Here is a 25,542-nt window from a genome sequence, read left to right on the forward strand (position 1 = left end):
GCATAAAAATGACTTGAGCCTTGCCGGAGTGCAGGGGTGCGGCGATGAGAACTTCTGCTTAAAAAAATAAATTATTTTAGTAACTTCGTGGGTTAAATAAGAAACTTAAAATAAAAGTTTTTATTTATCCCTAAATATTTTGTTCTGTGTTATAAAAATTTTTAGGGGTTGAAAAAATATAAAAAGTATGATATAATTTATTTACGAAAATAGGTTTTTACAAGAGTGGGTTATTCCCACTCTTTAGTTTTAGATATAGAGGTGAATTATGGAACGAATTTTGAATGAATTTGAAAAGAAAATCGAATTGCATTTGAAAGAAATGAACTTAGAGTTGGCAGATGTCGAGTATGTAAGGGATGGGGGATACAATTATTTAAGAGTTTATGTTGAAAAAGAAGAAGGGATAACAACGCTTGATGATTGTATTGATTTTAGCAGAAAGATTGATGGAATTGCCGACGAACTTATAGATGAGAAATTTTTTCTGGAAGTTTCAACTCCAGGAATTGAGCGAAAATTGAAAAAGGAAAAAGATTTTTTGAGATTCACTGGAGAAAATATTAATGTTCAAACAAAAAGTAATATCGAAGGAACCAAAAAATTTAATGGAAAACTGGAAAAATTTGAAAATGGTGTAATTTTCATTTCTGATGGAAAATTAAATAAAGTAATACAGATTCCAATAGAGAAATTAAAAAAGGCAAATTTGGTATATGAAATACCTAACGGTATATTAGATAGTGAGGAGGAGTAAAGCAGTGAAAGGAAAAGACCAAAAAATATTTTTGGAAGCACTTGATGAATTAGAAAAAGAAAAAGGAATTTTGAAGGAGGAATTGTTTGAAACAATAGAAACAGCACTTTTAGCAGCATATAAAAAAAATTACGGGGAAGCAGATAATGTTGTAGTTTCAATAAATAGAAATAGTGGAGATGTAAAGGTATTCGCGCAAAAAAAGGTTGTAGAAGCTGTGGAAAATCCAGATGATGAGATAAGTTTAGAAGATGCGCTCTCATTTAAAAAAAGAGCAAAATTAGGTGATGTCCTGGATTTGGAAATCAATGCGGAAAACTTTAAAAGAAACGCAATTCAGAATGCAAAGCAAATTGTTGTGCAAAAAGTTAGGGAATGTGAAAAGAGAAACATTTTTAATAAATTTAAAGAAATTGAAAACACGATTGTTTCAGCAAATGTAAGAAAAACTGATGAAAAAGGTAACTTATATGTCGATATTAATGGACTTGAAGCAATTATTCCAGCAAAGGAATTATCGAGTGTGGACTCTTTTAAACAAGGGGACAGAATAAAAGTTTTCATAGGAGAAGTCGAAGAAAATACAAAATTCACAAAAACATTTATTTCAAGAAAATCGGATGAACTTTTAAGAGGTTTATTAGAACTTGAAATCCCTGAAATTGAAGATGGGATCATAGAAATAAAAAACATTGCCAGAGAAGCTGGAAGCCGTGCTAAAGTGGCAGTTTATTCGAATGATGAAAACCTTGATGTGAAGGGAGCCTGCATTGGTAAAAATGGACTTAGAATACAGAGCATTATTGATGAATTAGGTGGTGAAAAAATTGATATTGTCCTTTGGAATGAAGATATTAAAGAATTTGTAAAAAATTCACTAAATCCGGCACAAGTTTTATCAGTAGAAATTACTAGCGAAAGTAAAGAAACTAAAAATGAAAACGAGAATGAAAGTGAAGATGAAAAAACTAAAAAAGAAACTGAAGAAAAAGGCAAGTTAAAAATTGCAAAAGTATTTGTAAAAGAAAATCAGCTCTCACTTGCAATAGGTAAAAAAGGTCAAAATTCAAGACTTGCAGCTAGACTTTGTGGAATAAAAATTGATATTAATACTGTGGAAGATGACGAAATAGAAGAATAAATTTTTAAAAGGAAAATAAATTATGCCAACTAGAATGTGTGTCTGCTGTCGAAGAAAAGATGAAAAAAGTTCTTTTTTCAGAATGGCACAAAAAGATAAAAAATATATTTTCGACAAAGAAATGAAGATTCAAGCTCGTGGATTTTATGTGTGCAAGACTAAAGAATGTATTGAAAAATTATCAAAAAATAAAAGATACGACATTGAAATTGAGTATTTGGTAAAGATGCTTAAAAATATAAAAAAAAGTGATATAATTGATGTTTTAAAACCAATGAAAAATTCAAAGTTTTTTGTGTTTGGAATCGAAGATAATATTGATTTTATAAAAAAGGAAAAGTAAAATTAGTTGTAATTCCTCGTGATATAAATAAAAAGTATATCGAAGAGTTTTTGCGTCTAAAAGAAAAATATTTAATAAATATTATTTTTATTGAAAAAAAAGAAACGTTTAGTAGATTTTTTATACGAGATGTAAATGTTGTTGGAATTTTTGATAAAAAAGTAATAAAAGGAATACTAAAAAAAATATAGAAAATATAAAGGAAAGTGGAGGTGATCTTGGATGAAAAAAGTACACGAATTGGCAAAAGAAATGGGATATGTCGGAACAGCAAAATTTATTGAGGATATTGCTAAAGTAGGTGTGAATAAAAAACATCATATGAACGCTTTGACTCAGGAAGAAGAAGAACTCATAAAAAAAAGTCTTTCAAAAAATAAAAAAGAAGAAAATCCCACCAAATCAGTAAAAGAACTTCAAAAAAAAGATATTGCACAGGAAAAGGGACAAAATCTTAAAGAAAATCAAAAGAAAATGGAGATGAAAGTTAATTTGAGTAATCAAAATATAGATAAGAATTTGAATAAAGAAAATAGCAAAGATAGTAAAAATTCGCCAATCAATGAAAATAAAGACAATAGAAATTTCAAGGAGAAGGATAACAGCAAAAACCCCAGCAATAAAAATTTTAGAAAAGATAGATCATTTAATAGAGATAATAAAGAGAGCAATAAAGATAGTAAAAATTCAGTAAACAAAGAAAACAGGGGAAATAAAAATTTTAGAGATAGAGAAAATAATAAAAACTCTGATAATAAAAATTTTAGAAAAGATAGATCGTTTAATAGAGATAACCGAGATAATAGAAACTTTGGAAACAGGGAAAATAGAGAAAACAAAGAAAATAGAAATTTTAGGGACAGAAATAACGACAAAAACTCTGATAATAAAAATTTTAGAAAAGACAGATCGTTTAATAGAGATAACCGAGATAACAGAAACTTTGGGAATAGAGAAAATAGAGACAACAGAAATTTTAGGGATAGAGATAATGATAGAAGTTTCGATAATAAAGACAGAGGATTTAATAAAGACAATAAAGATAGAAAATTTGGAGCCAAAAAAGATATTCAATCTGACATCATAACGCCTGTATCTGAAAAAGGTAAAAGCGGCGGAAAAGGTAAAGGGAAATTTGACAAGAAAAAATATGAAAAAAACAGAAGAAACAGGGAACAGGAGAAAGAAAAAGAACTTCGTTCAGATTTTAGAAGAGATGACAAAAAGAAAAAGAAGAACAAAAAACAGGAAAAAGTTGTAAAAGATGAAATCGTAAGAATTGAAGGAGAATCTATAGGAATGATAACAATCGGAGAAGAAATCGTTATCAAAGATCTTGCTGAAAAATTGGGAATAAATATTTCAGACATAATTAAAAAGTTCTTTATGGAAGGTAAAATGCTTACTGCAAATGCAATTTTAACTTTTGAAGAAGCTGAAGAAGTGGCGCTTGACTATGATGTAATCGTGGAAAAAGAAGAAGTCAAAGAAATTAGTTACGGGGAAAAATACCATTTGGAAACAGTGGACAATGAAAAAGATTTAGTAACAAGAGCGCCTGTAATTACTATAATGGGACACGTCGATCACGGAAAAACTTCACTATTAGATGCACTTAGACATACAAATGTAATCGAAGGTGAAGCTGGTGGAATCACTCAAAAAATAGGAGCCTATCAGGTCAACTGGAAAGGTCAGAAAATAACATTTATCGACACTCCTGGACACGAAGCGTTTACTGAAATGAGAGCGCGTGGAGCAAATATCACAGATATTTCCATTTTAATTGTAGCGGCAGACGACGGGGTAAAACCTCAAACTGTAGAAGCTATTTCTCATGCTAAAGAAGCTGGAGTGCCTATAATCGTTGCAATCAATAAAATTGATAAACCAAGCGCTGATCCAATGAAAGTTAGAACTGAGTTGACAGAATATGGACTTATGTCGCCTGAATGGGGTGGAACTACTGAATTCGTAGAAATTTCAGCCAAGAAAAAAATTAATTTGGAAGAATTATTGGAAACAATTTTGATTACGGCTGAACTTGAAGAGTTAAAAGCCAATCCAAAAAAACGTCCAAAAGCTGTTGTTGTAGAATCCAGATTAGATCCAAAAATGGGAGCAGTTGCCGATGTCTTAGTACAAGAGGGGACACTTAAAATAGGAGACATTTTTGTTGCTGGTGAAGCGCACGGAAGAGTTCGTTCAATGGTGGATGACAGAGGTAAAAAAGTTAGTAAAGCTCTAATTTCTCAGCCAGTTGAAATCACGGGATTTAATGTCGTTCCAAATGCAGGAGATATTTTGTACGGTGTAGAAAGCGATAAGCACGCTAAAAAAATTGTAGAAGATTTCATCCGAGAAAAAAAAGCAAACGATCAAAACAAGAAAAAGCATATTTCATTGGAAAGTTTATCTCAGGAATTGGAAGAACAGGAATTAAAAGAGTTAAAATGCATTATAAGAGCGGATTCAAAAGGGTCTGTTGAAGCGTTGAGAGAATCTCTTGAAAAACTGAACAATGAAAAAGTTGTCGTAAATGTAATTCAAGGAAGTGCTGGAGCGGTGACAGAGGGAGATGTAAAACTTGCTGAAGCTTCAAATGCGATAATTATTGCGTTTGGTGTAAGACCAACTACGCCTGCTAGAATCATTGCGGAAAAAGTTGGAGTAGAAATTAGAAATTACAATGTAATTTATCACGCAACCGAAGAAATTGAAAAAGCGATGAAAGGAATGCTTGATCCAGAATATAAAGAAGTGTATTTTGGACGAATTGAAGTTAAACAAGTATTTAAAGTATCAAATGTTGGAAATATTGCAGGAGCTATTGTCGTTGACGGAAAAGTTACGAAAGATTCTAAAATTCGTGTTATTCGTGATGGAATAATCATTTTTGATGGTGAATTAGGTTCGCTTAAAAGATTCAAGGACGATGTAAAAGAAGTTGCAACTGGACAAGAATGTGGAATAGGAATTCAAGATTTTAATGACATCAAGGTTGGGGATATTATTGAATCGTACATTTTGGAAGAAATTCCCAGATAGTCTTTTTGAAGAATTTAAATAATATTTTTGAATATTTAGTAAAAAGATTTTTTGAAAGGAGGGGAAAAATGAACGAGAGAAGAAGACAGGGACTTGAAAAAGAGATTTCAAGAATTGTTGGAATGACGCTTTTGACAGATATAGAAAATGAAAAAATAAAAAATCTCGTGTCAATCCATAAAGTTGAATTGACAAAAGACGGCCGTTATCTCGATTTGACTTTTTCTATATTAGATTTGAAAAATAATGTGAACAAGAAGAAAATTGAAGAGGATTTGAACAAGTTAAAAGGTTTTTTTAGAAAAAAAATTGGTTCGCATCTTTCGGTAAGATTTGTTCCAGAAGTAAGAATTCATATGGATGACAGCGTCGAATACGGAGTAAAAATATCGTCAATATTAAACGATATTAAAAAAGATTAATAATTTATGAATGTAGAAAGCGATTTAATTTGTAATGAAATGGGAATTAAAAAAATATGATATAAAATATTTAATGTCAAAAAGTTCGGAGTTTGGCGAAAGTAAATTAATTACAAGGCTTTTGCTGAATAGAGGCATTGATACACGAAAAAAAGTTGAAAAATTTTTAAATACAAGCGAAAATGATTTACTAGATCCGTTTTTGTTTGAAAATATGGAAAAAGTTGTAGAAAGAATAAAATTAGCAAAATTAAAAAAAGAAAAAGTTGTAATCTATGGAGATTATGATGTAGATGGAATTTCAGGAGTCGCATATTTGGTCATTATGCTAAGAAAATTGGGATTAAATGTCGACTATTACATTCCTAATCGTGTACACGAAGGTTTTGGAATAAATAAATCCACCTTGAATTTTTTGAAGCGAAGAGATACAAAATTATTTATTACAGTGGACATTTCTATAAATAGTCGCAAAGAAATAATGTTGTTAAAAGAAAGTGGAATTGACATAATTGTAACAGACCATCACAGACAGACAACTGTTTGTGATGAAATGGAAATTTTGACAATCAATCCCAAAATAAGTAAAAGTTATCCAAATAAGTATTTATCTGGTTCGGGAGTTGCATTTAAAGTGGCCTGTGCCGTTTATGAAAGATTTGGGATAAGCAAAAAAACACTTTATGATTATTTGGATATTGTTATGATTGGTACAGTTGCAGATGTAGTTCCAATGGTCAATGAAAATAGATTTATAATAAAAAAAGGATTAAATAATATAAAAAAAACGAAAATAAAAGGTTTAAAGTATATTATTAATTATTTGAAAATAAATCCAAAAAATATTACAACAAGTGATATTGGATTTTTGATTGCACCGATTTTTAATGCGCTTGGAAGAATTGATAATTCTAAAATCGTAGTAAATTTTTTTATTCAGGAAGATGATTTCAAATTAATCTCCATTATCGAAGAAATGAAAAAAGCCAATAAAATAAGACGTTACTTGGAAAATGAAATTTATAATGAAATTGAAGAAAAAATACAAAAGTTAAATCGTCCCAAATATATTTTTTTGAAAAGTAGAAGATGGCATTCTGGCGTCGTGGGAGTTGTGTGTTCACGAATTTCTATAAAATATAATATACCAGTTATTCTGGTCTCAATAAAAAATGGCTATGGAAAGGCGTCTTGCCGGAGTATTGAAGGAATCAATATTTTTGATATGTTAAAAGAGATTTCAACAAAATTGGATCGGTTTGGGGGACACGATTTAGCGGCAGGATTTTTAGTTTCAGAAAAATATCTTCTTGAAGTGGAAAGATATTTGCGGCAGAAATTGGTCAGTAAAAATCGGGAAGATGTGGAAAAAGTTTTAAATATAGATTCTTGGCTTAATATAAAAAGCATTAACAAAAGAAAATTAAGTGATATAAATAGACTTGCTCCATTTGGATTAGATAATCCAGAACCAAATTTTATCGACACCGAAGTTGAGTTTATAAAAATTTCAAAATTTGGAATAAATAATAGACATTTTAAAGGATTTGCCAAAAAAAATGACAGAGTTATTTCTATGATTGGGTATAATTTAGGACATAAATTGAAAGTTAGAAATTTGAATGAAAGAAAATACCGAGTGATTTATACACCAATATTTAAGACAGTATATTCTGACTTGTACATCGAATTAAGAATAAAAGACTTTATTTAAAAAAGTAAAAAAATGTAAAATAATTATTTAAATAGTAAAATTAATTAAAAATTTAATTAATTTGAATCGTATAAATAAAATAAAAAAATCAGGAGGAAAATTTAAATGGCAGTAAAAAAATTAAATGAAACAACCTATGAAGTATCAGTAACAGTGGAAGGAGAAAAATTAAAACATTTAAAAGATCATGTTTTAGTACATTTTAAAGACGCTAAAGTGGATGGATTCAGACCAGGACATGTACCTGCCAATGTTATTGAAAAAAACTTCAGAAAAGAAATTGACGGAGAAATTTTAAATCATATAATTTCTGAAGAATATCAAAAAGCGGTGGCAGAAAATGAGTTAAAACCAATAGCCGATATAAAATTAGAAAAATATGAAATTCAATCTGATAAAGTGGAAGTTGTATTTACAATACCTGTGTTACCTGAATTTGAATTGGGACAATATAAAGGACTGGAAGTGGAAAAAGAAAATTTTGAAGTTACTGACGAAAAAGTAAACGAAGAAATTGAAAGAATGAGAAAAAATGCTTCTAAATTAAAAGAAGTGCCTGAAAATGAAGAAGCTAAAAACGACGATGTTGTAAATATTAATTTTGAAGGATTTGTTGATGGAGTTGCATTTGACGGTGGAAAAGCCGAAGGATATGACTTGACTTTGGGGTCTCATAGCTTTATTGACACTTTTGAAGAACAAATCATAGGACACAAAAAAAATGACGAATTTGATGTAAATGTTAAATTCCCTGAAGAATATCACGCAGAAAATTTAAAAGGAAAACCTGCTTTATTTAAAGTAAAGGTAAATTCTATTAAAAGAAAAGAAGAAGCTGAGTTAAACGACGATTTGGCAAAAGAACTAGGATTTGACTCATTGGATGATATGAAAGCTAAAACAAGAGAAAATATCACAAAAAGAGAGGAAACAAGAGTAGAAAACGAGTTTAAAAATAAGATTATTGAAAAAATTGTAGAGGCTACAAACGTTGAAGCTCCAAAAGCTTTAGTAGATAGAGAAATCGAATTTCAAATCAATAGATTTGCACAACAATTACAAATGCAAGGAATTAATTTAAATCAATATTTCCAGATGACAGGTCAAACTATTGATAAAATGAGGGAAGACTCAAGAGAAATGGCCGAAAAATCTGTAAAAACTGAATTAGTTCTTTCAGAAATTTCAAAAGTTGAAAATATCACAGTTACCGATGAAGAAGTGGACAACGAATTTGAAGTGATGGCTACAATGTACGGAATGGACAAAGAAACAATGCTAAATGAAGTAAAAAAATCGGGGAATTATCAAAGATTTTATGATGAAGCAAAATACAGATTAATAAACCAAAAAACTATTGATTTATTAGTAAAAGAAACTAAAGTAAAATAGATTTATTGTAAGACATTTTGATTTCAAAAGAATTTTGTGATATACTATTGCAAGATTCTTTTTTATATAATTCTAATTTATATAATCTCAAATAAAATATTTAGTAAAAGTTCAATTTTATATTTTTTAATTTAGTTTTTTTAGCAGGGGTATCATCGCCATACCCCTGCACCCCGGCTAGTCTCCGACATTTTTCTGCACTGCCAAAAAACTCGCTTACGCTCAGACAGTTTTGTCAGCACATAAAAATGCTCCGACGGTTTAAATTTTACTATTATACAAAAGGTGTCGTGATTTTTTTGGAGTAAAGACGACTGTTTGAACGAAGTGAGTTTCGGCTTTGCTTCAAAAAAATTCTTAGACGAGCGTGGGGATTATAAGGGGAAATGGCGGCACTTTCCCCTTATGTAAAAAAAGTATTATTAAATAAAATAACATTTGATATACAAAGAAAATATTAATAAATTGTGTTGATTTTACGAGGAGATTGTGATATAGTAAAAATAGTTTAAAAAAAATTAGAAAATAGAAAAAACTAAATTTATAAATAAAATGTAGAAAAAGGAGAGTATTATGTCAGTATATAGTCCGGTAGTCATTGAAAATGATGGTCGTGGGGAAAGAAGCTACGATATTTATTCAAGACTGCTTAAAGATAGAATAATTTTTGTGAGTGGGGAAGTTGAAGACAATATGGCAAATGCAATTGTTGCTCAACTTTTGTTTTTGGATGCACAAGATAAGGAAAAGGATATAGTTATGTATATAAATAGTCCAGGAGGTGTCATTACAGCGGGACTTGCAATCTATGACACAATGCGCCATATAAAATGTGATGTTTCAACAGTTTGTGTGGGACAGGCTGCCAGTATGGGAGCTTTGCTTTTAGCGGCTGGAACGAAAGGAAAAAGATATTCATTACCGAATTCTCGGATAATGATTCATCAACCGCTTGGAGGAGCGAGAGGACAAGCAACAGATATTCAGATTCAAGCAAAAGAAATTGAACGAATGAAAGAAATTACAAGCAAAATTTTGTCCGAAGCAACAAATAAATCAGTTGAAGAAATTTATAAAGACACGGAAAGAGATAATTTTATGTCGGCTGAAGAAGCTGTGGAATATGGATTAGTAGATAAGATATTATAGAAATTTTAAAGAGGTGGAAAGATGCCAAAAGATAAGAAAAAATATTACTGTTCTTTTTGTGGAAAAGAAGAGTCCCAAGTTGAAAGACTTATTCAAAGTCAAGAAGAAGACGATGTGTTCATTTGTAACGAATGTATAGAAGAAAGTGAACAGTTACTTGAAAGTTTTAGGGAATATGACGAATTTGAAAATAGATATAAAGAGATAACACTTTTAAAGCCAGTTCAGATAAAAGCAAAACTGGATGAGTATATCATAGGTCAGGAAAGAGCAAAAAAAGTTTTATCTGTCGCAGTTTACAACCATTTTAAAAGAATTACGCATAAACAGAACAAATCGGTTGATGACGATGTGGAACTGCAAAAATCTAATGTTTTATTAGTTGGACCTACAGGAAGTGGAAAAACATTACTTGCACAGACACTTGCTAAAACGTTGAATGTACCTTTGGCGATTGCTGATGCGACAACTCTTACAGAAGCTGGATATGTTGGGGACGATGTGGAAAATGTGCTGCTAAAATTAATTAAAGCTGCGGACTATGACATTGAAGCCGCTGAACACGGGATTATTTATATTGACGAAATAGATAAAATTGCAAGAAAATCGGAAAATATGTCCATCACAAGGGATGTCTCTGGAGAAGGAGTGCAACAGGCATTGCTTAAAATCATCGAAGGGACAGTTGCAAGTGTTCCGCCACAAGGTGGAAGAAAACATCCAAATCAGGAAATGATAGAAATTAACACAAAAGATATTTTATTTATCGTCGGTGGAGCATTTGAAGGATTAGAAAGCAAGGTTAAAAATAGAATTAACGAAAAGAGAGTCGGATTTGGTCTGGAAACTAAAAATGTGAAACTGGATGATTTGACTTTATTCGAAAATGTACTGCCTGAGGATTTGATAAAATTTGGATTAATTCCTGAAATAATAGGAAGACTTCCAGTAATTACAGCGCTTCACGGACTTGATGAAGAAGCTATGATAAGAATACTTACAGAACCTAAAAATTCACTTACAAAACAATATAAAAAATATTTTGAAATGGAAGATGTGGAGCTGGAATTTGAAAAAGATGCAATTGTTGAAATTGCCAGACTTGCACTTAAAAGAAAGATTGGAGCGAGAGGACTTCGTTCAATAATAGAAAACGTTATGACGGATTTAATGTACGAAATACCATCTGAAAAAGATGTAAAAAAGGTTATTATAACAAAAGAATCTGTTACAGACAAAACTAAAGTAAGAATTGAAAAAAAAGAAAAATAAAAAAATCAAATTATGAAAGGGGAAAGGAATGTCAAATAAACCATATATAGCAACGAGAGAATTGGTTATATTTCCAGAAACTGTAACACCTATTTTTATTGGTAGGCAGGCTAGCTTAAAAAGTTTAGACGAAGCGATAAACAATTTTGACGGGAAATTAATTCTTTCGATGCAAAAAGATACGGAGATGGAAGAGCCAAGATTACCTAAAGATGTATATACGACAGGTGTTTTAGTAAAAATAATTCAATCTGTAAAAATGCCAAATGGAAATACAAAAATCTTAGTTGAATCAAAATCAAAAGTTATCATAAATAAATTTGAAAAACAGGACGATGTTATTTTTGGAGAATATGAAAAGTTATTTTTACGTCCTATTTCTGAAAGTAAATCACAGGCATTGAGAAAAAAAGTTTTGGAAAAATTTTCAGAATATGCGAAAAAAACGCAGAAAATTTTGCCTGATATCGTGCAAAATATAAATGAAATTGAAGATGTGGAAAAAGTTTTTAATCTGATTTGTACACATTTGCCAATAAAGGCCACTATAAAACAAGAAATTTTAGAAATCACAGACATTGAAAAATGTGCATTAAAAATTTTGGAAGTGTTAAGTGTTGAAATAGAGGTATTCGATCTTGACATGAATATTGAAAGCCGTGTAAAAGATCAGATGGCAGATTTACAAAAAAACTATTATTTGCGTGAAAAAATTAAAGTGATAAAGGATGAGTTGGGCGAAGAAATTGATAACGAAGAAGATGCACAAGAATTGGACGGAAGAATTAAAAGCTCTAAAATTCCGAAAGATTTGAAAGAAAAACTTTTAAAAGAAGTGTCAAGACTTAAAAAAATGCCTGATTTTTCTTCGGAAGCTTCGGTTATAAGAAGTTATGTTGAAACAGTTTTAGATTTACCTTGGAGTAAGTCGACTAAAGATGAAATTGACATTGAAAAAGCGAAAGAAATACTGGATGAGGATCATTACGGTTTAGAAGAAGTCAAAGAAAGAATTTTGGAATTTTTGGCTGTTAAAAAATTAAACAATACACTGAAAGGTTCGATTATTTGTCTTGTGGGACCTCCAGGTGTAGGAAAAACTTCACTTGCACATTCAGTTGCTCGTGCAATGAATAGAAAATTTACGAGAATTTCACTTGGAGGAGTCAGAGATGAAGCTGAAATTCGTGGACATAGAAGAACCTACGTGGGAGCTATGCCAGGAAGAATTGTAAATTCGTTAAAACAGGTTGGGGTAAACAATCCAGTTATGCTATTTGACGAAATTGACAAAATGGCGTCTGACTTTAGAGGAGATCCAGCGTCTGCTATGCTTGAGGTGCTAGATCCTGCACAAAATAACAATTTTGAAGACCACTACATAGATCACGTTTTTGATTTGTCCAAAGTATTTTTTATCTGTACAGCAAATGATTTGGGTGGAATTCCAGGGCCGTTAAGAGACAGAATGGAAATAATTTTTATCGAATCGTATACAGAATTTGAAAAATTAAATATTGCAAAAAAATATTTAATTCCACAAACTCAAGAAGAAAATGGATTAAAAGATTATAAAATTCCATTTTCAGATGCATCAATCCTAAAAATTATAAACGAATATACGAGAGAGGCTGGAGTTAGAAATTTAAGAAGAGAAATAGGAAAATTATTTAGAAAAATGGCCAAAGAAGCAGTGCTTTCAAAGTCTAAAAAGTTGTCAGTTACGGAAACAAAAATTAAGAAATATTTGGGAAATGCCAAATTTAGACCTGACAAAATTAGAAAAGATGAAGGAAAAGTTGGAGTTGTTAATGGACTTGCATGGACAGCTGTCGGAGGAACTACATTAGAAGTTCAGGCTGTTAAAATGGAAGGAAAAGGAAGATTGCAGCTTACTGGAAAATTGGGAGACGTGATGAAAGAATCCGCACAAGTTGCTTATTCTTACGTCAGATATATAAAGGATAAATTAGGAATAAAAGAAAATTTCCATGAAAAGTATGACGTTCATTTACATTTTCCTGAAGGAGCCGTACCAAAAGATGGGCCTTCTGCCGGAATTACAATAACTACAGCGATAATTTCTGTCTTGACAAATAAAGAAGTGAGACAAGATGTGGCAATGACTGGAGAAATCACAATTACAGGAGAAGTTTTAGCGGTTGGTGGAATTAAGGAAAAAGTCATAGGAGCGCACAGAGTTGGAATAAGAGAAGTTGTGCTACCTTTTGACAACAAAATCGATACAGAAGAATTACCAAAGGAAATATCGAGCCAAATGAAGTTTTATTTTGCTAAAACTTACGACGATGTAAAAAAAATAGTTTTTAAAGATGAAAAAAAAGCGAAAAAAGCTGTAACAAAAAAAGTAGCGAAAAAAGTTTCTGAAAAAAAAGAAAATAAAGTAATATAATAAAAAGTCAGATGTTTTGTGCATCTGATTTTTTTTTGTATAAGAAATATTTAAGAACATTTAAAAATTTGTGTAAACATATATACAAATATAGCGTTTTTTACTGTATTTATATAAAAAAGTTTATATATCCTAATGTTCCTTTTGATTTTCTAGTTTTTGTTTGACTTATAAATACCTTCTGCGCGCCTTCTAGTCGCAGTTTTAGAATACCAAGTATCTTCTAAAATAAGTGAATCTCTAAAAGGAGTTTTTAAAACTTGTTGTTTCATATGATTTAAAAACATACATCTGGAAGAATGATGATTATCTAGCGTAACACAGGAAGCAAAGTGTATAGCCACTTCTTCAGGCGTGATCTTCCCTTCTTTTTTTATACATTTATTTACATTTGACAAAAGGGAATTTACTCCTTTTCCATTACATCCTCCACATTGAAACATAAGAAGCCTTATGTTTTGTTCCATCGGATATTTTGAAAATCCCCCGCTTCTCTCGTAAAATGATTGACTGCAATGATACCCGCTACAGCGTCTTTTTGCAATTTCACATTGAATTATTATAACTAATTTAATTTTTGATAAATCCATAACATCACCTCAAAATATATTTAAAATTTTTAAAACGTACTTAAATAAAGTTATTTAGTATAAAGTATCATAATTTTAGGGAAAAATCAATTCAATTAATTTTACTTGATAAAATAAGTAAATTGTAAAAATTAATTGACATTTTTTTTAAAATAAATTATAATTTAAGGAGCAAAAACTTCAATAACTAAGGAGTGAATAAATTGAAAAAAGTACAATTTATAATAATTTCTACAATATTATCTTTTGGGTTGATTGTGTCGGCGGCGCTAATTGCAAATGCAATTGACAAGACAAATAAACTGGATAATAGAATTACAGTAAAAGGAGTTGCCGAAAAGAGAATTAAATCGGATAAAGCTCTTATTAAAATAATAATTTCAGATAAAGATGAAAATTTGGATAATTTAAAAAAAGAAATAGATGGGAAGGAAAAAGTTATAATTGAAAAATTAAAAAATTTAAAAATTAGTGAAAATGATTATAACATTGAAAACTTAAAAATTCAACCTAACTACGATAAGACGAAAGAAAAAACTTCTCAAAATGAAGAAGCTTCGATTTTGGCTAACAGGATTTTAGATTATGATGGACAGGAAATTATATCAATTGTAACTGGAGATATTGACAAAGTAAAGGGATTTTATGAAAATTTATTGGAGTTGAAATTGCAGATGGAAAATATTGAAATTACAAAACCAGAATATGTAATTACAAACATTGAAAAATATAAAAAAGATTTGTTGATTGATGCAACAAAAAATGCAGAGTACAGAGCAATTCAAATGTTGAAGGTGAATGGCAATGAAATAAACGGACTAAAAAATATGACGCAAGGACAGTTTGAGCTATTAAAAGATAATGAAGACATCTTAAATAAAGATGATGAGCAGCAAAATCAAATTTATAAAAAATGCGTCTAGTTGTAACAGCCACTTATTTTATAAGATATTAGTTAATTAAATAATAAATAAAATAAATCAGGAGGAAAATTAATGAAACCAGCAGCAGAATTAAGACAGGGAAGTACATACAGAAAGGACAACATACCATATTTAATACTAAAAGCTGAAAGACACCAATCCACTTCAGGAAAAAGACAAAGAGCGGCAGAAGTAAAATTTAAAACAAAAGAATTAATTTCTGGAAAAATTCAAGAAATTACAGTACTTGCTACCGAACTTATGGACGACATCATTTTAGATAGAAATCAAATGCAATTTTTGTACGAAAGCGATGGAGATTACAACTTTATGGATCAGGAAACTTTTGAGCAAATAGCATTAACAGCAGAAGATTTAGGAGATGCAGTAAATTTTTTAGAAGAAGAAATGATTATTCAAGTATTGATGTATGAAGGAAGACCGGTTGGTGTGGAACTACCTAATACGGTAATTAGGGAAATCACTTACACTGAGCCAGGATTAAAAGGAGATACGATCGGAAGAGCAACAAAACCTGCAACACTTGCAAATGGTTACAGTTTACAGGTCCCTTTATTTGTCGTAATTGGAGATAAAATCAAAATTGACACAAGAACTGGAGAATACATCGAAAGAGCAAATTAATAACGAAAATAAAAAAAGTATAAAATTATGAGCTATCGTTAAAAAACGATGGCTTTTTTTTGAAAAATAAGTTATAATTAATATTATATTAAAATTTAGGAGATGAGAAATTTATGGATGATAAAAAACAAAAAAAGCTGAAATAGCTGAAAAAATAAAAAGAATTGAAGAAATGGAAAAATTTTGGATAAATCGGCAGATATATTTAGAGAAGTGAATTTGGCGCTAGATAAATTAGAAAAAAATTTTTCGGATTATAGAAAATTGGACGAGTATTATAGCAGTAAAAATTGGTTTTCGGATGCAAACGATTACAATAATGGTAATTTGCCGCAGGACTTAAAATGCGGGGTTTTGAGTGAAGATGCGGCTTATGATTTGTTTGGGGATAGTCATGAGCTAGCGATTAGAATGGTGGAAATTGCGGCGAAGATGCTTAGAAGATAGTTTTTTATCTAAAGGGGGAATTAGAGTTTTTAAATTTATGAAAAATCATTTTAAGTAAAAAAATTAAGGGGTTGATTGAAGTGAAAAAAAAGATAATAAAAGGGTTAATATTTATAATTTTCATTTTAGGTTTATTTAGCTGTTCAAAAAAGAAAAATGTGGATTTAGATTTAGGAAGTGGAATTAATCGGAGTGAAAATACAGTTTTAATTGCTTCGTTTAATGCGTTAAGACTTGGAGAAAAGCAAAAGGATTATTTAGCGTTTGCAAAAATTTTGGCAAATTTTGATTTGATCGGGATAGAAGAGGTTATGAACGAAAAAGGTGTAAAAAAAGTGAAAGCTCAATTGGAAAAATTGACAAAACAAAAATGGGAGTACATCATCTCGGAACATTCTGTGGGAAGTGAGAATTATCGAGAATTTTATGCTTATATTTACAGAAAAAACAAATTTTTGGAAGCAAAACCGCTGGGATTCTATGAGGAAAAAGATGAAAATGAGTTTATGCGGGAACCTTTTGGCGCATATTTTAAAAGTGGAAACTTCGATTTTGTCTACATCATAGCACATTCAGTTTTTGGAGATAAAGAAAAACAAAGACTTATCGAAGCTTCAAATTATGCGAATGTCTACGAATATTTTTCAAAACTCACAGACGAAGATGATATTATTATTGCTGGAGATTTTAACATGTCTGCGGATAGCTTAGCTTTTAAAAATTTGTCTGAAAAATACAATGTTTCATATATTTTAGATCCAAAGGAAAACCCAACAACATTATCGGACACAAAACTTGTAAGTTCATATGACAATTTTTTTATTAATCGTAAAAAAACAAAAGAATTTACTGGAAATTCTGGAGTTTGTAACTTTATAAAAAATGATAATTATGCTGCAATTAAAAAATATGTGTCAGATCATTTATTAATTTTTTCCGAATATTATACGACGGGTGAATGAAATTAAACTTAAAAGAAAAATAAATTTTAATTAAATAAAATATAATATATAGTTCATTTAGTGAACTACTTTCACTTGTAGAAGTAGAAGACTTCTTGCTATCTTTTGTTAAAATTTACAGAAATGTTAAATTATCAAGGCATATATAAAAGTTGTAGATTTCTTTTTTTTAATGGTCTTGATTTTGATAGAAAATAAGGTATAATATATTGTTATAAAAAAGTATTGAATTATAATTTTATTTTAGAGAGGAGTTTCTATGAATAAGTATCATGATGATGCCGTTAAGTTATTAAAACTTGTCGGTGGAAAAGAAAATGTCGTAGCAGTAACTCATTGTGCGACTAGAATGAGATTTTCTCTTGCGGATGAAAAAGAAGCAAATCCAAAAGAGATAGGACAGCTTGATTCTGTTAAAGGAACGTTTACTAATGCAGGACAGTTTCAAGTAATTGTTGGAAATGATGTTGGAGACTTTTATAAAGAATTTATAGATGTGTCAGGTATTCAGGCGGCTTCAAAAGAAGATGTAAAAAAAGCTGCAATGAAACAACAGCCATTATTACAAAGAATGGTTGCACATTTGGCAGAAATTTTTGTGCCGTTAATTCCAGCATTGGTAGCTGGAGGGCTTATGCTTGGTATTGGAAACTTTTTACAAGCTAATCTGCCATTCTTAGGTGGAAAATCGTTTAAAGATGTTTCAGAATTAGCGAGAGTTATTTTATTCTTTACAGATTGGATTGGTGGAGCTGTATTTGGAATGTTACCAGTATTAGTTTGCTGGTCTACAGTTAGAAAATTCAAGGGGAACGAAGCTCTTGGTATTGTGCTAGGATTGATGTTAGTGGCAGGAACTATGCTAAATGCTTATGTTTACGGTAATATTTCTTCAAGTAAGGAATTAGCGGGTGCAGGAGTTCACCTAAAAGATATTTTAATTAATGGTTCAGCTAAATATGCTCATTTATTTGGTGGAAAAGATCCGTTTAACGTTGAGGCAGGAAAGCATGTGTTAAATTTAGGATTTACAAAATTAATGTTAGTTGGATACCAGGCACAAGTATTGCCAGCAATGTTTGCAGGAATTGCATTATGTTATATTGAAGGTTTCTTTAATAAGAGAACACCAGAAGTATTAAAATTAGTGTGGGTTCCATTTATTACATTGATAGTTACAGGATTCTTAACAATTTTATTCATTGGACCATTTGCAAGAACATTGGGAGAATGGTTAGTTGCAATATTTGCATTCTTATTTAAGACACCGGGGTTAAAATATGTTGGAGCACTTTTATTTGGTTCAACTTATGCGCCACTAGTTATAACAGGACTACACCATACATTTATAGCAGTTGATTTACAATTGGCAGCAGCTTCAGGTGGAACATTTATCTGGCCATTGATTGCACTATCAAATATGGCACAATCAGGTGCGGTTTTTGCAACATACTTTATTTACAAAAAAGATAAAAAACAAGAATCAGTATCGTTATCTTCAACTGTATCAGCTTGTTTTGGGATTACAGAACCGGCATTATTTGGAGCAAACTTGAAATATATGTACCCATTCTACGCAGCAATAACAGCTTCAGCATTGGCAGCAGTTATTTCTACTGGATTTAATGTATTGGCAAATGGAATTGGAGTAGGAGGAATCGCATTAGCATTCTTATCAATTAAATTTGGAGGTGTTCATCAATTAGGATTCTGGTTAGCTTCAATAGTTGCCTTTGGATTGGCATTTGTATTAACGTTTGTATTCTCAAAAAATCCAAAGTTGAACAAAGGAAGTTTAACAAATTAATTAAAAGCTATAAAAGTATAGATTAAGTTTTATAATAATATTATTTGTTGTAGAATTTGAGAATAAAATAATAAAATTTAGCGGGAGTTTTAACTCCTGCTTTTTTTGAAAATATTTGTTGTGTGTAAGTCTATAATTTTTATAAGCGGAAAATGAATTGATTTAACAAAAATAAAATTCTGGTGCATTGAAATTTTTAATTTCTTTAGCTTGTTTTTTTAGTTTTTTTTTTCAACTCCTTGAATTTTAACGAAAGATTTGGTAAAATAAATACATATTGAAATTACTGGGATATTAATAATGAGAAAAGATCAAAATTCTTTTAATCTTTAAAATAACCTTGTTTTCAGAAAAAATATACAAATCAATTGTTTTAAGAAAAGGATTTTTTTTGTAGAAATAATATTATTAAAAAAATCAAGTATTAAAATGTTAAAATATAGTATAAAGTAATGATGAGTTATGATAGTTTGTATACAAAATAGAACTTTGAATGGCAAAAAAGGAGGAAACTATGTTTAAAATACTAGTTGGAGAATATATTGACGACGATGCAGTTGCTGGTTTAAAAGCGGCAAAAGATGTCGAGGTGGATGTGAAAATTGGAATCTCCAGAGAAGAAATCTTGGATATTATACAAAATTATGACGCTTTAATTGTAAGAAGTGTCATTAAAGTGGATAAAGAATTATTGGATAAGGCAAAAAATTTAAAAATAGTAGGTCGTGCTGGAAATGGAGTGGATAATATTAATATTCCTGAAGCGACAGCTCACGGAGTAATTGTTGCAAATACACCTGACAGTAACACAGTTTCAGCTTGTGAAATTGCAATTGGGCTTATGATAGCCTCAGCTAGAAATATAGTTTCTGCAAATAATTTTATCAAAAGCGGAAAATGGGAAAGAGAAATTTTCGTGGGAAATGAGTTATTTGAAAAAACATTGGGGATTATTGGACTTGGAAGAATAGGAAGCCTTATGGCAAAGAGGATGAAAGCGTTTGGAATGAATTTAATCGCATATGACCCGTATATTTCTGATGAAGTATTTAAGAGAAATAATTGTGAAAAAGCTAATACACTTGACGAACTTTTGGCAAAATCAGATGTAATTACAATTCATACACCAAAGACAAATGAAACAATAAATATAATAAATTCTGAAAATATTTCTAAGTTAAAAGATGGGGTTAGACTTATTAATGCGGCTCGTGGAGGACTATTTAATGAAGAAGCGGTTGCAGAAGGTCTAAGAAGCGGGAAAATAGCAAGTTTTGGATATGATGTCCACTCGGTTGAGCCTAGAAGTGAATGTGTGCTTTACGAATTTGAAAATGCGATTACAACTCCACATATCGGAGCGACAACTTACGAAGCACAAAGAAATGTTGGAACTCAAGTTGTAAAACAAGTATTAAATGGACTTCGTGGAGAAATTGTGGAAACAGCGGTAAACTTGCCGTCAATTGGAAGAGAAGAGTATTTAATCGTAAAACCTTATATAAATTTGGCTGAAAAATTGGGAAAAATTTATTTTCAAATTGAAAAAAATCCAATTTCAAATATTGTAATTAATTACTATGGTGAAATTGCACAACAGGAGACAGCTTTAGTTGATGCGACGGCAATAAAAGGGATTTTGGAGCCTGTGTTAAAGGAGGAAGTAAATTACATAAATTCAAAACCACTTGCTGAAAAAAGAGGAATTAATATTGCAATAAATAAAAAAGATGTCAAATACAAAAATTATTTATCGGCAATAGAATTTGTAGTAAGCAATGAAGAAGGGCACAAAATTCATGTTGTCGGAACAATTGGAATAAATGGCGAAGAAAGAATAGTAAACATTAAAAAACATGATGTCGATATGGCAATTTCAGATAATATGATTTATCTTGGAAATGACGACGTTCCAGGAGTGATTGGAGCGGTAGGGGAAACATTAGGAAAAGCTGGTGTAAATATTGCAACAATGAATGTTGGAAGAAGAAATGACAGTGCTATAATGTTACTTACAGTAGATAGTGAAGTCGAAGAAAAAGCGCTGAAAAAATTAAGAAATTTAAGTCAAATAAAGTGGGCTTACTATTTGGATTTAAAATTATAACAATGGAAGGAGAACGATTGAAAAGTTTTAGTAAAACTTTATCAATTTATAAAAATGGGTTTAAAATTTAGAGTAAAAGTGCCAGGAACTTCTGCAAATATCGGTGTTGGTTACGATTGCCTGGGAGTGGCATTAGATTATTTTTTGGAAATGGAAGTAGAAGAAAGTGATAAAATCGAGTTTTTGGAAGGTGGAAAACCGTTTTCTATACCAATTGAAGAAAATCTGATTTTTGAAGCGATAAAATACACTGAAAAGCATTTGGTAAAAAATATTCCAAGTTATAGAGTTAATATCACTAGAAATGACATTCCTATTTCTCGTGGACTTGGAAGTAGTTCGTCAGCAATCGTCGCTGGAATTTTAATTGCAAATAAATTTGCGGGAGATGTTTTAGATGTGGATGAAATAGCAAAATTGGCTGTGGAAATGGAAGGGCACCCAGATAATGTCATTCCTGCAATATTTGGAGGGATGGTTTTGACAGCACATGACAAAGATAAATTGGTGTATAGTTCGCTTCTTAGTTCAGACGACTTATGTTTTTATGTGATGATACCGGATTTTAAATTGGCTACTGAAAAAGCTAGAAGTGTGCTTCCTAATTCTTATTTAGTTTCGGATGTAATTAACAATATGTCGAAACTTGGATTGCTAGTTAATGCCTTTAATAAAAGCGAATACCAAAATTTAAGATTTTTATTGGGTGATAAAATTCATCAGCCTTATAGATTTGCACTTATAAATGATTCTGAAAAAATATTTGAAATGTCAAAAAAATATGGTGCGCTTGGAGAATATATAAGTGGAGCAGGTCCTACTTTAATTTCTCTTAATTATGACAACGATGAATTTTTGGAAAATATGAAAAAAGATTTGGAAAAATTACCAGATAAATGGACTATTGAAAAGAAAAAAATCAATTTGTACGGTGCCGAAGTTTTTTAAATGAAAATTTTAAAATGAATAAATTTAATAAAAAATAATTGATATTTACTGTAATTTTACAGTTTATATCTTTTATTTTTTTTAATAGTTTGTATATTTTTTTATAAAAAAATTTAGAAAGGGGAAAAATGGTAAATCTTAATGTAGGGTCGCTGGAAGTAATAACAGGAAGTATGTTTTCTGGGAAAAGTGAAGAACTTATAAGGCGACTTAGAAGAGCAAAATTTGCAAAACAAAAAGTTGTTACATTTAAACATTCTGTCGATAATAGATATGGAGAAAATGGCGTATTTTCTCACAGAAAAGAAAGCATTTTTGCGTATCCGGTAAAAAATGTCGCTGAAATGGAAAAAATTATGGATGAAAATATTGATGCCGAAATTATTGGAATTGATGAAGTACAGTTCTTTGGCAATGAAATTGTAGATTTTTGTAAGAAATATGTCGATTTTGGGAAAAGGGTGATTGTGGCAGGACTTGATATGAGTTTTAGAGCTGAGCCGTATGAACCTGTTCCAGAACTTATGGCAATTGCCGACGAAGTTGATAAATTACATGCTATTTGTACCGTTTGTGGAAAACCTGCTTATGCGAGTCAAAGACTTTTGGATGGGAAACCTGCATATTATGAAGATCCGCTTGTGATGGTTGGAACAAGTGAAAATTATGAAGCTAGATGTAAAAGGCATTTTATTATAAATCACAGAAATGAAAAAAAAGCCAAAATTTATTTTTTTGTCGGAACGGAAATTAATGTTGGAAAAAAATTTGTTGAAGAAATGTATATAAAAAATTTGTCAAAAGATGGAAATGTGAAAAGTGAAACAATAATTTTGAGCGGAAATATTATAAATTGTGAAAAAAATGTGCTAAAAAATTTACGGAAAAAAGTTGAAGAAAAAATTTCGAAAAATGATTTTTTGTTTGTAAGAATTACAGGGGGAATTTTACTTCCAATCGAAAAAAATTATACAATTTTGGATTTTATGTGTGAGATGCGAAAAAGTTCTGAAGTTGTAATTGTTTCAAAAAATAAAAAAGGAGTGTTAAATCAGATTTTGGTGATGGTGGATTTGTTGAAAAAATCAGATTTGAATTTGAGAGAAATTGTTTATAAAAAAACTGGCAATAAAAATGAAATTGAAGAAAATCAAATAATTGAAAAAATTTCAAACTTAGCTGGAATTGGATATAGAATGATTTAAAAAATAAAAAAGGAGAAGAAATTGGGTATATTAGATAAATTAAACGAAGAACAAAGAAAAGCGGCGGAAAAAGTCGAAGGACCTGTGTTAATATTGGCTGGAGCAGGAAGTGGGAAAACTAGAACGGTTACTTATAGAATGGCACATATGATAAAAGAAAAAGGAATTTCGCCACTTAACATACTTGCGTTAACTTTTACAAATAAAGCTGCAAGAGAAATGAAGGAAAGAGCTGAAGAGCTTATTGGAAGTGAAGCACAAAACTTGATAGTATCAACATTTCACGCTTTTTCGGTAAGACTTTTAAAAATGTATGCCGATAGAATTGGATATGATAGAAATTTTAACATTTATGATGTGGACGACCAAAAATCTATTATTACAAAAATAAAAAAAGAAATGAACATTGGAGACAATGACAGTTCAAAGCCTGGAGTTTTGGCAAATAGAATTAGCAAATTGAAGGAGCAGGGAATCGGAGTAAATGAATTAGGGCAGCAAGTTGACTTAAAAGTTCCAGCAAATAAAATTTTTGCACAAATTTATCAAAGTTATAACGAGACTTTGAAAAAAAACAATGCAATGGACTTTTCGGATTTGCTTGTGAATGCTAGAAAATTATTGGATGATAAATTTATTCTTGAACGAATACAGGAGAGATATAAGTATATTATGGTGGATGAATATCAAGATACAAATGATATTCAATACGAGATAATCAATTTGATTGCAGAAAAATATAAAAATATTTGCGTCGTGGGAGATGAAGATCAGAGTATTTACGCTTTTCGTGGAGCAAATATTAATAATATACTAAATTTTGAGCGAGATTACAAAGATGCGTTTACTGTAAAATTGGAACAGAATTACCGTTCAACTAAAAAGATACTCGATACAGCAAACGAACTTATCAAAAACAACAAAAGCTCAAAAGGAAAAAATCTTTGGACGAATTCTAGTGAAGGAGAAAAAATTAAAGTTTACAACGCCACAGATATTTTTGACGAAGCAAATTACATCGTGTCAGAAATAAGAAAAAAAGTTAAAAATGGTGCGTCTTACAGCGAAATGACTATTCTTTATCGTACAAATGCGCAATCTCGAATACTGGAAGAAAAATTACTGGCTGCAAATGTACCGTATAAAATTTATGGTGGAATGCAGTTTTTTCAAAGAAAGGAAATAAAAGATATCTTGGCGTATCTAAGTTTGTTAAATAACAGAAATGACAATCACAATTTTACAAGAATTATAAATGTTCCAAAAAGAGCGGTTGGAGAAAAGACACTTCAAAAAATTTCAGAATTTGCGGTTGAGAAAAATATGTCAATGTTGGATGCACTGAAATATGTTGATGAAATTTCAATTAGGGCAACTGTAAAGCCAACATTAAAAAGTTTTTATAATATGATGGAAAACATTCATTCGAATCTTGAAAATTTGTCAATAAAAGAAATATTTGAGCAAATTTTGTCAAAAACGGGTTATATTGAAAGTCTTGAAGATAATAAAGAAGATAGGATAAAAAATATAGAAGAACTTTTAAACAGTATAACTGAACTAGAAAAACAAAATCCAGGAATTTCATTGAACGAATATCTTGATATGGTGTCTCTTACTTCGTCATCGGATAACATCGAAGAAGATGAAAATTATGTTAAGTTAATGACAATTCACAGTTCAAAAGGTTTGGAGTTTAACTATGTATTTTTAGTTGGAATGGAAGAAGGATTGTTTCCCTCAATCTCATTTGATGCGCCAGAAGAAGAAATTGAAGAGGAGCGTAGACTTTGCTACGTGGCAATCACTCGTGCCAAAAAAGAATTGTTTGTTTCGTACGCTTCAACAAGAAAAATTTGGGGAAAAGATGATAATTTTAGAAAACCGTCAAGATTTTTATATGAGATGAAGCAGGATAACTTGGAATATGTCGGTGGAAGATTTGGCACTTTAAAAAGGGATAACAGAGTTAAAAATATTACAAAAATTGAAAATTTTAATCCATTTTCAAAAGGCGGATTTGGAAGAAAAGTAGAAAAAAGAAAATCAGAAAAGTCAGAAGATTTAAAATATAAGGTGGGACAAACCGTAATTCACAAAAAATTTGGTTCGGGTAAAATAAAAAAGATTGATATGAAGAGTATGACTGTGGAGTTTAAGGTTGGAGAGAAAAAAATCGCACTAATACTTGCCGATAAAATTTTGGAAAGTTAAAAAAATTTTTTAAAGAGTAGGAAATAAAAAAATTTTCTACTCT

20 protein-coding genes are annotated in these 25,542 nt (G+C 30.5%); 19 read left to right on the plus strand and 1 reads right to left on the minus strand.

The genetic code is table 11. From position 1 onward, the window contains the following. Positions 1–268 precede the first annotated feature (268 nt). The 10 genes from rimP to lon all read left to right on the plus strand — a co-directional run bounded on the left by rimP (position 269) and on the right by lon (position 13,651). Entirely contained in the window at positions 269–757 is a 489-nt protein-coding gene (gene rimP, locus AXF11_RS09870; RefSeq protein WP_068157795.1) for a ribosome maturation factor RimP, read from the plus strand. A 4-nt stretch (positions 758–761) separates the two neighbouring features. Continuing rightward, positions 762–1,898, plus strand: coding sequence for a transcription termination factor NusA (gene nusA / locus AXF11_RS09875; RefSeq protein WP_068157797.1), 1,137 nt, complete (start codon positions 762–764; stop codon positions 1,896–1,898). Positions 1,899–1,920: 22 nt separating this feature from the next. Then, positions 1,921–2,241 carry a YlxR family protein gene (locus AXF11_RS10955; protein WP_231724705.1) on the plus strand — a complete coding sequence of 107 codons (321 nt, stop codon included), beginning with the start codon at positions 1,921–1,923 and terminating at the stop codon, positions 2,239–2,241. A gap of 222 nt (positions 2,242–2,463) precedes the next feature. Then, positions 2,464–5,289, plus strand: coding sequence for a translation initiation factor IF-2 (gene infB, locus AXF11_RS09885; RefSeq protein ID WP_068157801.1), 2,826 nt, complete (start codon positions 2,464–2,466; stop codon positions 5,287–5,289). 68 nt (positions 5,290–5,357) lie between these two features. Further along, the gene (gene rbfA / locus AXF11_RS09890; RefSeq protein WP_068157803.1) at positions 5,358–5,711 is read left to right on the plus strand and encodes a 30S ribosome-binding factor RbfA; all 354 of its coding nucleotides are present in this window, start codon (positions 5,358–5,360) and stop codon (positions 5,709–5,711) included. A gap of 34 nt (positions 5,712–5,745) precedes the next feature. Beyond that, positions 5,746–7,425: a single-stranded-DNA-specific exonuclease RecJ gene (gene recJ / locus AXF11_RS09895; RefSeq protein WP_082729416.1), complete on the plus strand. Its 1,680-nt coding sequence runs from the start codon at positions 5,746–5,748 to the stop codon at positions 7,423–7,425. Positions 7,426–7,530: 105 nt separating this feature from the next. After that, positions 7,531–8,817, plus strand: coding sequence for a trigger factor (gene tig / locus AXF11_RS09900; RefSeq protein WP_068157805.1), 1,287 nt, complete (start codon positions 7,531–7,533; stop codon positions 8,815–8,817). 573 nt (positions 8,818–9,390) lie between these two features. Continuing rightward, positions 9,391–9,966 carry an ATP-dependent Clp endopeptidase proteolytic subunit ClpP gene (gene clpP / locus AXF11_RS09905; protein ID WP_068157806.1) on the plus strand — a complete coding sequence of 192 codons (576 nt, stop codon included), beginning with the start codon at positions 9,391–9,393 and terminating at the stop codon, positions 9,964–9,966. Positions 9,967–9,987: 21 nt separating this feature from the next. Beyond that, complete coding sequence (gene clpX, locus AXF11_RS09910) at positions 9,988–11,238, plus strand: ATP-dependent Clp protease ATP-binding subunit ClpX (protein WP_068157809.1); 1,251 nt, start codon at positions 9,988–9,990, stop codon at positions 11,236–11,238. A gap of 28 nt (positions 11,239–11,266) precedes the next feature. Continuing rightward, positions 11,267–13,651 carry an endopeptidase La gene (gene lon / locus AXF11_RS09915; protein WP_068157811.1) on the plus strand — a complete coding sequence of 795 codons (2,385 nt, stop codon included), beginning with the start codon at positions 11,267–11,269 and terminating at the stop codon, positions 13,649–13,651. A gap of 152 nt (positions 13,652–13,803) precedes the next feature. Here the strand turns inward: lon and AXF11_RS09920 are convergent, their stop codons facing one another. Next, on the minus strand, positions 13,804–14,241 hold the full coding sequence (locus AXF11_RS09920) for a CGGC domain-containing protein (RefSeq protein WP_068157813.1): 438 nt from the start codon (positions 14,239–14,241) through the stop codon (positions 13,804–13,806). Between the two features lie 203 nt (positions 14,242–14,444). Here AXF11_RS09920 and AXF11_RS09925 point away from each other — a divergent pair, with 203 nt between their 5' ends. From AXF11_RS09925 to AXF11_RS09965, 9 genes are all read left to right on the plus strand, one after another. After that, positions 14,445–15,164 carry an SIMPL domain-containing protein gene (locus AXF11_RS09925; protein WP_231724706.1) on the plus strand — a complete coding sequence of 240 codons (720 nt, stop codon included), beginning with the start codon at positions 14,445–14,447 and terminating at the stop codon, positions 15,162–15,164. Positions 15,165–15,236: 72 nt separating this feature from the next. Continuing rightward, entirely contained in the window at positions 15,237–15,809 is a 573-nt protein-coding gene (gene efp, locus AXF11_RS09930) for an elongation factor P (protein WP_068157814.1), read from the plus strand. 183 nt (positions 15,810–15,992) lie between these two features. Then, positions 15,993–16,256 carry a DUF4298 domain-containing protein gene (locus tag AXF11_RS09935; RefSeq protein ID WP_231724707.1) on the plus strand — a complete coding sequence of 88 codons (264 nt, stop codon included), beginning with the start codon at positions 15,993–15,995 and terminating at the stop codon, positions 16,254–16,256. Positions 16,257–16,336: 80 nt separating this feature from the next. After that, positions 16,337–17,218, plus strand: a complete 882-nt coding sequence (locus tag AXF11_RS09940) for an endonuclease/exonuclease/phosphatase family protein (RefSeq protein WP_068157816.1) — start codon at positions 16,337–16,339, stop codon at positions 17,216–17,218. A 259-nt stretch (positions 17,219–17,477) separates the two neighbouring features. Continuing rightward, positions 17,478–19,025, plus strand: a complete 1,548-nt coding sequence (locus AXF11_RS09945) for a PTS transporter subunit EIIC (RefSeq protein WP_068157818.1) — start codon at positions 17,478–17,480, stop codon at positions 19,023–19,025. Between the two features lie 514 nt (positions 19,026–19,539). Beyond that, the gene (gene serA, locus AXF11_RS09950) at positions 19,540–21,132 is read left to right on the plus strand and encodes a phosphoglycerate dehydrogenase (protein ID WP_068157823.1); all 1,593 of its coding nucleotides are present in this window, start codon (positions 19,540–19,542) and stop codon (positions 21,130–21,132) included. Between the two features lie 54 nt (positions 21,133–21,186). Further along, positions 21,187–22,080 (plus strand): homoserine kinase, encoded by an 894-nt coding sequence (gene thrB, locus AXF11_RS09955; RefSeq protein ID WP_068157829.1) that lies wholly within the window; start codon positions 21,187–21,189, stop codon positions 22,078–22,080. Positions 22,081–22,208: 128 nt separating this feature from the next. Beyond that, complete coding sequence (locus AXF11_RS10965) at positions 22,209–23,285, plus strand: thymidine kinase (protein WP_068157831.1); 1,077 nt, start codon at positions 22,209–22,211, stop codon at positions 23,283–23,285. A 21-nt stretch (positions 23,286–23,306) separates the two neighbouring features. Beyond that, positions 23,307–25,499 carry an ATP-dependent helicase gene (locus AXF11_RS09965; protein ID WP_068157833.1) on the plus strand — a complete coding sequence of 731 codons (2,193 nt, stop codon included), beginning with the start codon at positions 23,307–23,309 and terminating at the stop codon, positions 25,497–25,499. The last annotated feature ends 43 nt before the right edge of the window (positions 25,500–25,542 follow it).

The organism is Leptotrichia sp. oral taxon 847 (genome assembly GCF_001553645.1).
Lineage (GTDB): Bacteria > Fusobacteriota > Fusobacteriia > Fusobacteriales > Leptotrichiaceae > Leptotrichia.

Coding starts and splice junctions, on each gene's coding strand:
- AXF11_RS09920 (WP_068157813.1), bottom strand. CDS start 14,241: ATGGATTTATCAAAAATTAAATTAGTTATAATAATTCAATGTGAAATT.
- serA (WP_068157823.1), top strand. CDS start 19,540: ATGTTTAAAATACTAGTTGGAGAATATATTGACGACGATGCAGTTGCT.
- thrB (WP_068157829.1), top strand. CDS start 21,187: ATGGGTTTAAAATTTAGAGTAAAAGTGCCAGGAACTTCTGCAAATATC.
- recJ (WP_082729416.1), top strand. CDS start 5,746: ATGAAATGGGAATTAAAAAAATATGATATAAAATATTTAATGTCAAAA.
- infB (WP_068157801.1), top strand. CDS start 2,464: ATGAAAAAAGTACACGAATTGGCAAAAGAAATGGGATATGTCGGAACA.
- clpX (WP_068157809.1), top strand. CDS start 9,988: ATGCCAAAAGATAAGAAAAAATATTACTGTTCTTTTTGTGGAAAAGAA.
- AXF11_RS10955 (WP_231724705.1), top strand. CDS start 1,921: ATGCCAACTAGAATGTGTGTCTGCTGTCGAAGAAAAGATGAAAAAAGT.
- rimP (WP_068157795.1), top strand. CDS start 269: ATGGAACGAATTTTGAATGAATTTGAAAAGAAAATCGAATTGCATTTG.
- lon (WP_068157811.1), top strand. CDS start 11,267: ATGTCAAATAAACCATATATAGCAACGAGAGAATTGGTTATATTTCCA.
- AXF11_RS10965 (WP_068157831.1), top strand. CDS start 22,209: ATGGTAAATCTTAATGTAGGGTCGCTGGAAGTAATAACAGGAAGTATG.
- clpP (WP_068157806.1), top strand. CDS start 9,391: ATGTCAGTATATAGTCCGGTAGTCATTGAAAATGATGGTCGTGGGGAA.
- AXF11_RS09945 (WP_068157818.1), top strand. CDS start 17,478: ATGAATAAGTATCATGATGATGCCGTTAAGTTATTAAAACTTGTCGGT.
- efp (WP_068157814.1), top strand. CDS start 15,237: ATGAAACCAGCAGCAGAATTAAGACAGGGAAGTACATACAGAAAGGAC.
- tig (WP_068157805.1), top strand. CDS start 7,531: ATGGCAGTAAAAAAATTAAATGAAACAACCTATGAAGTATCAGTAACA.
- rbfA (WP_068157803.1), top strand. CDS start 5,358: ATGAACGAGAGAAGAAGACAGGGACTTGAAAAAGAGATTTCAAGAATT.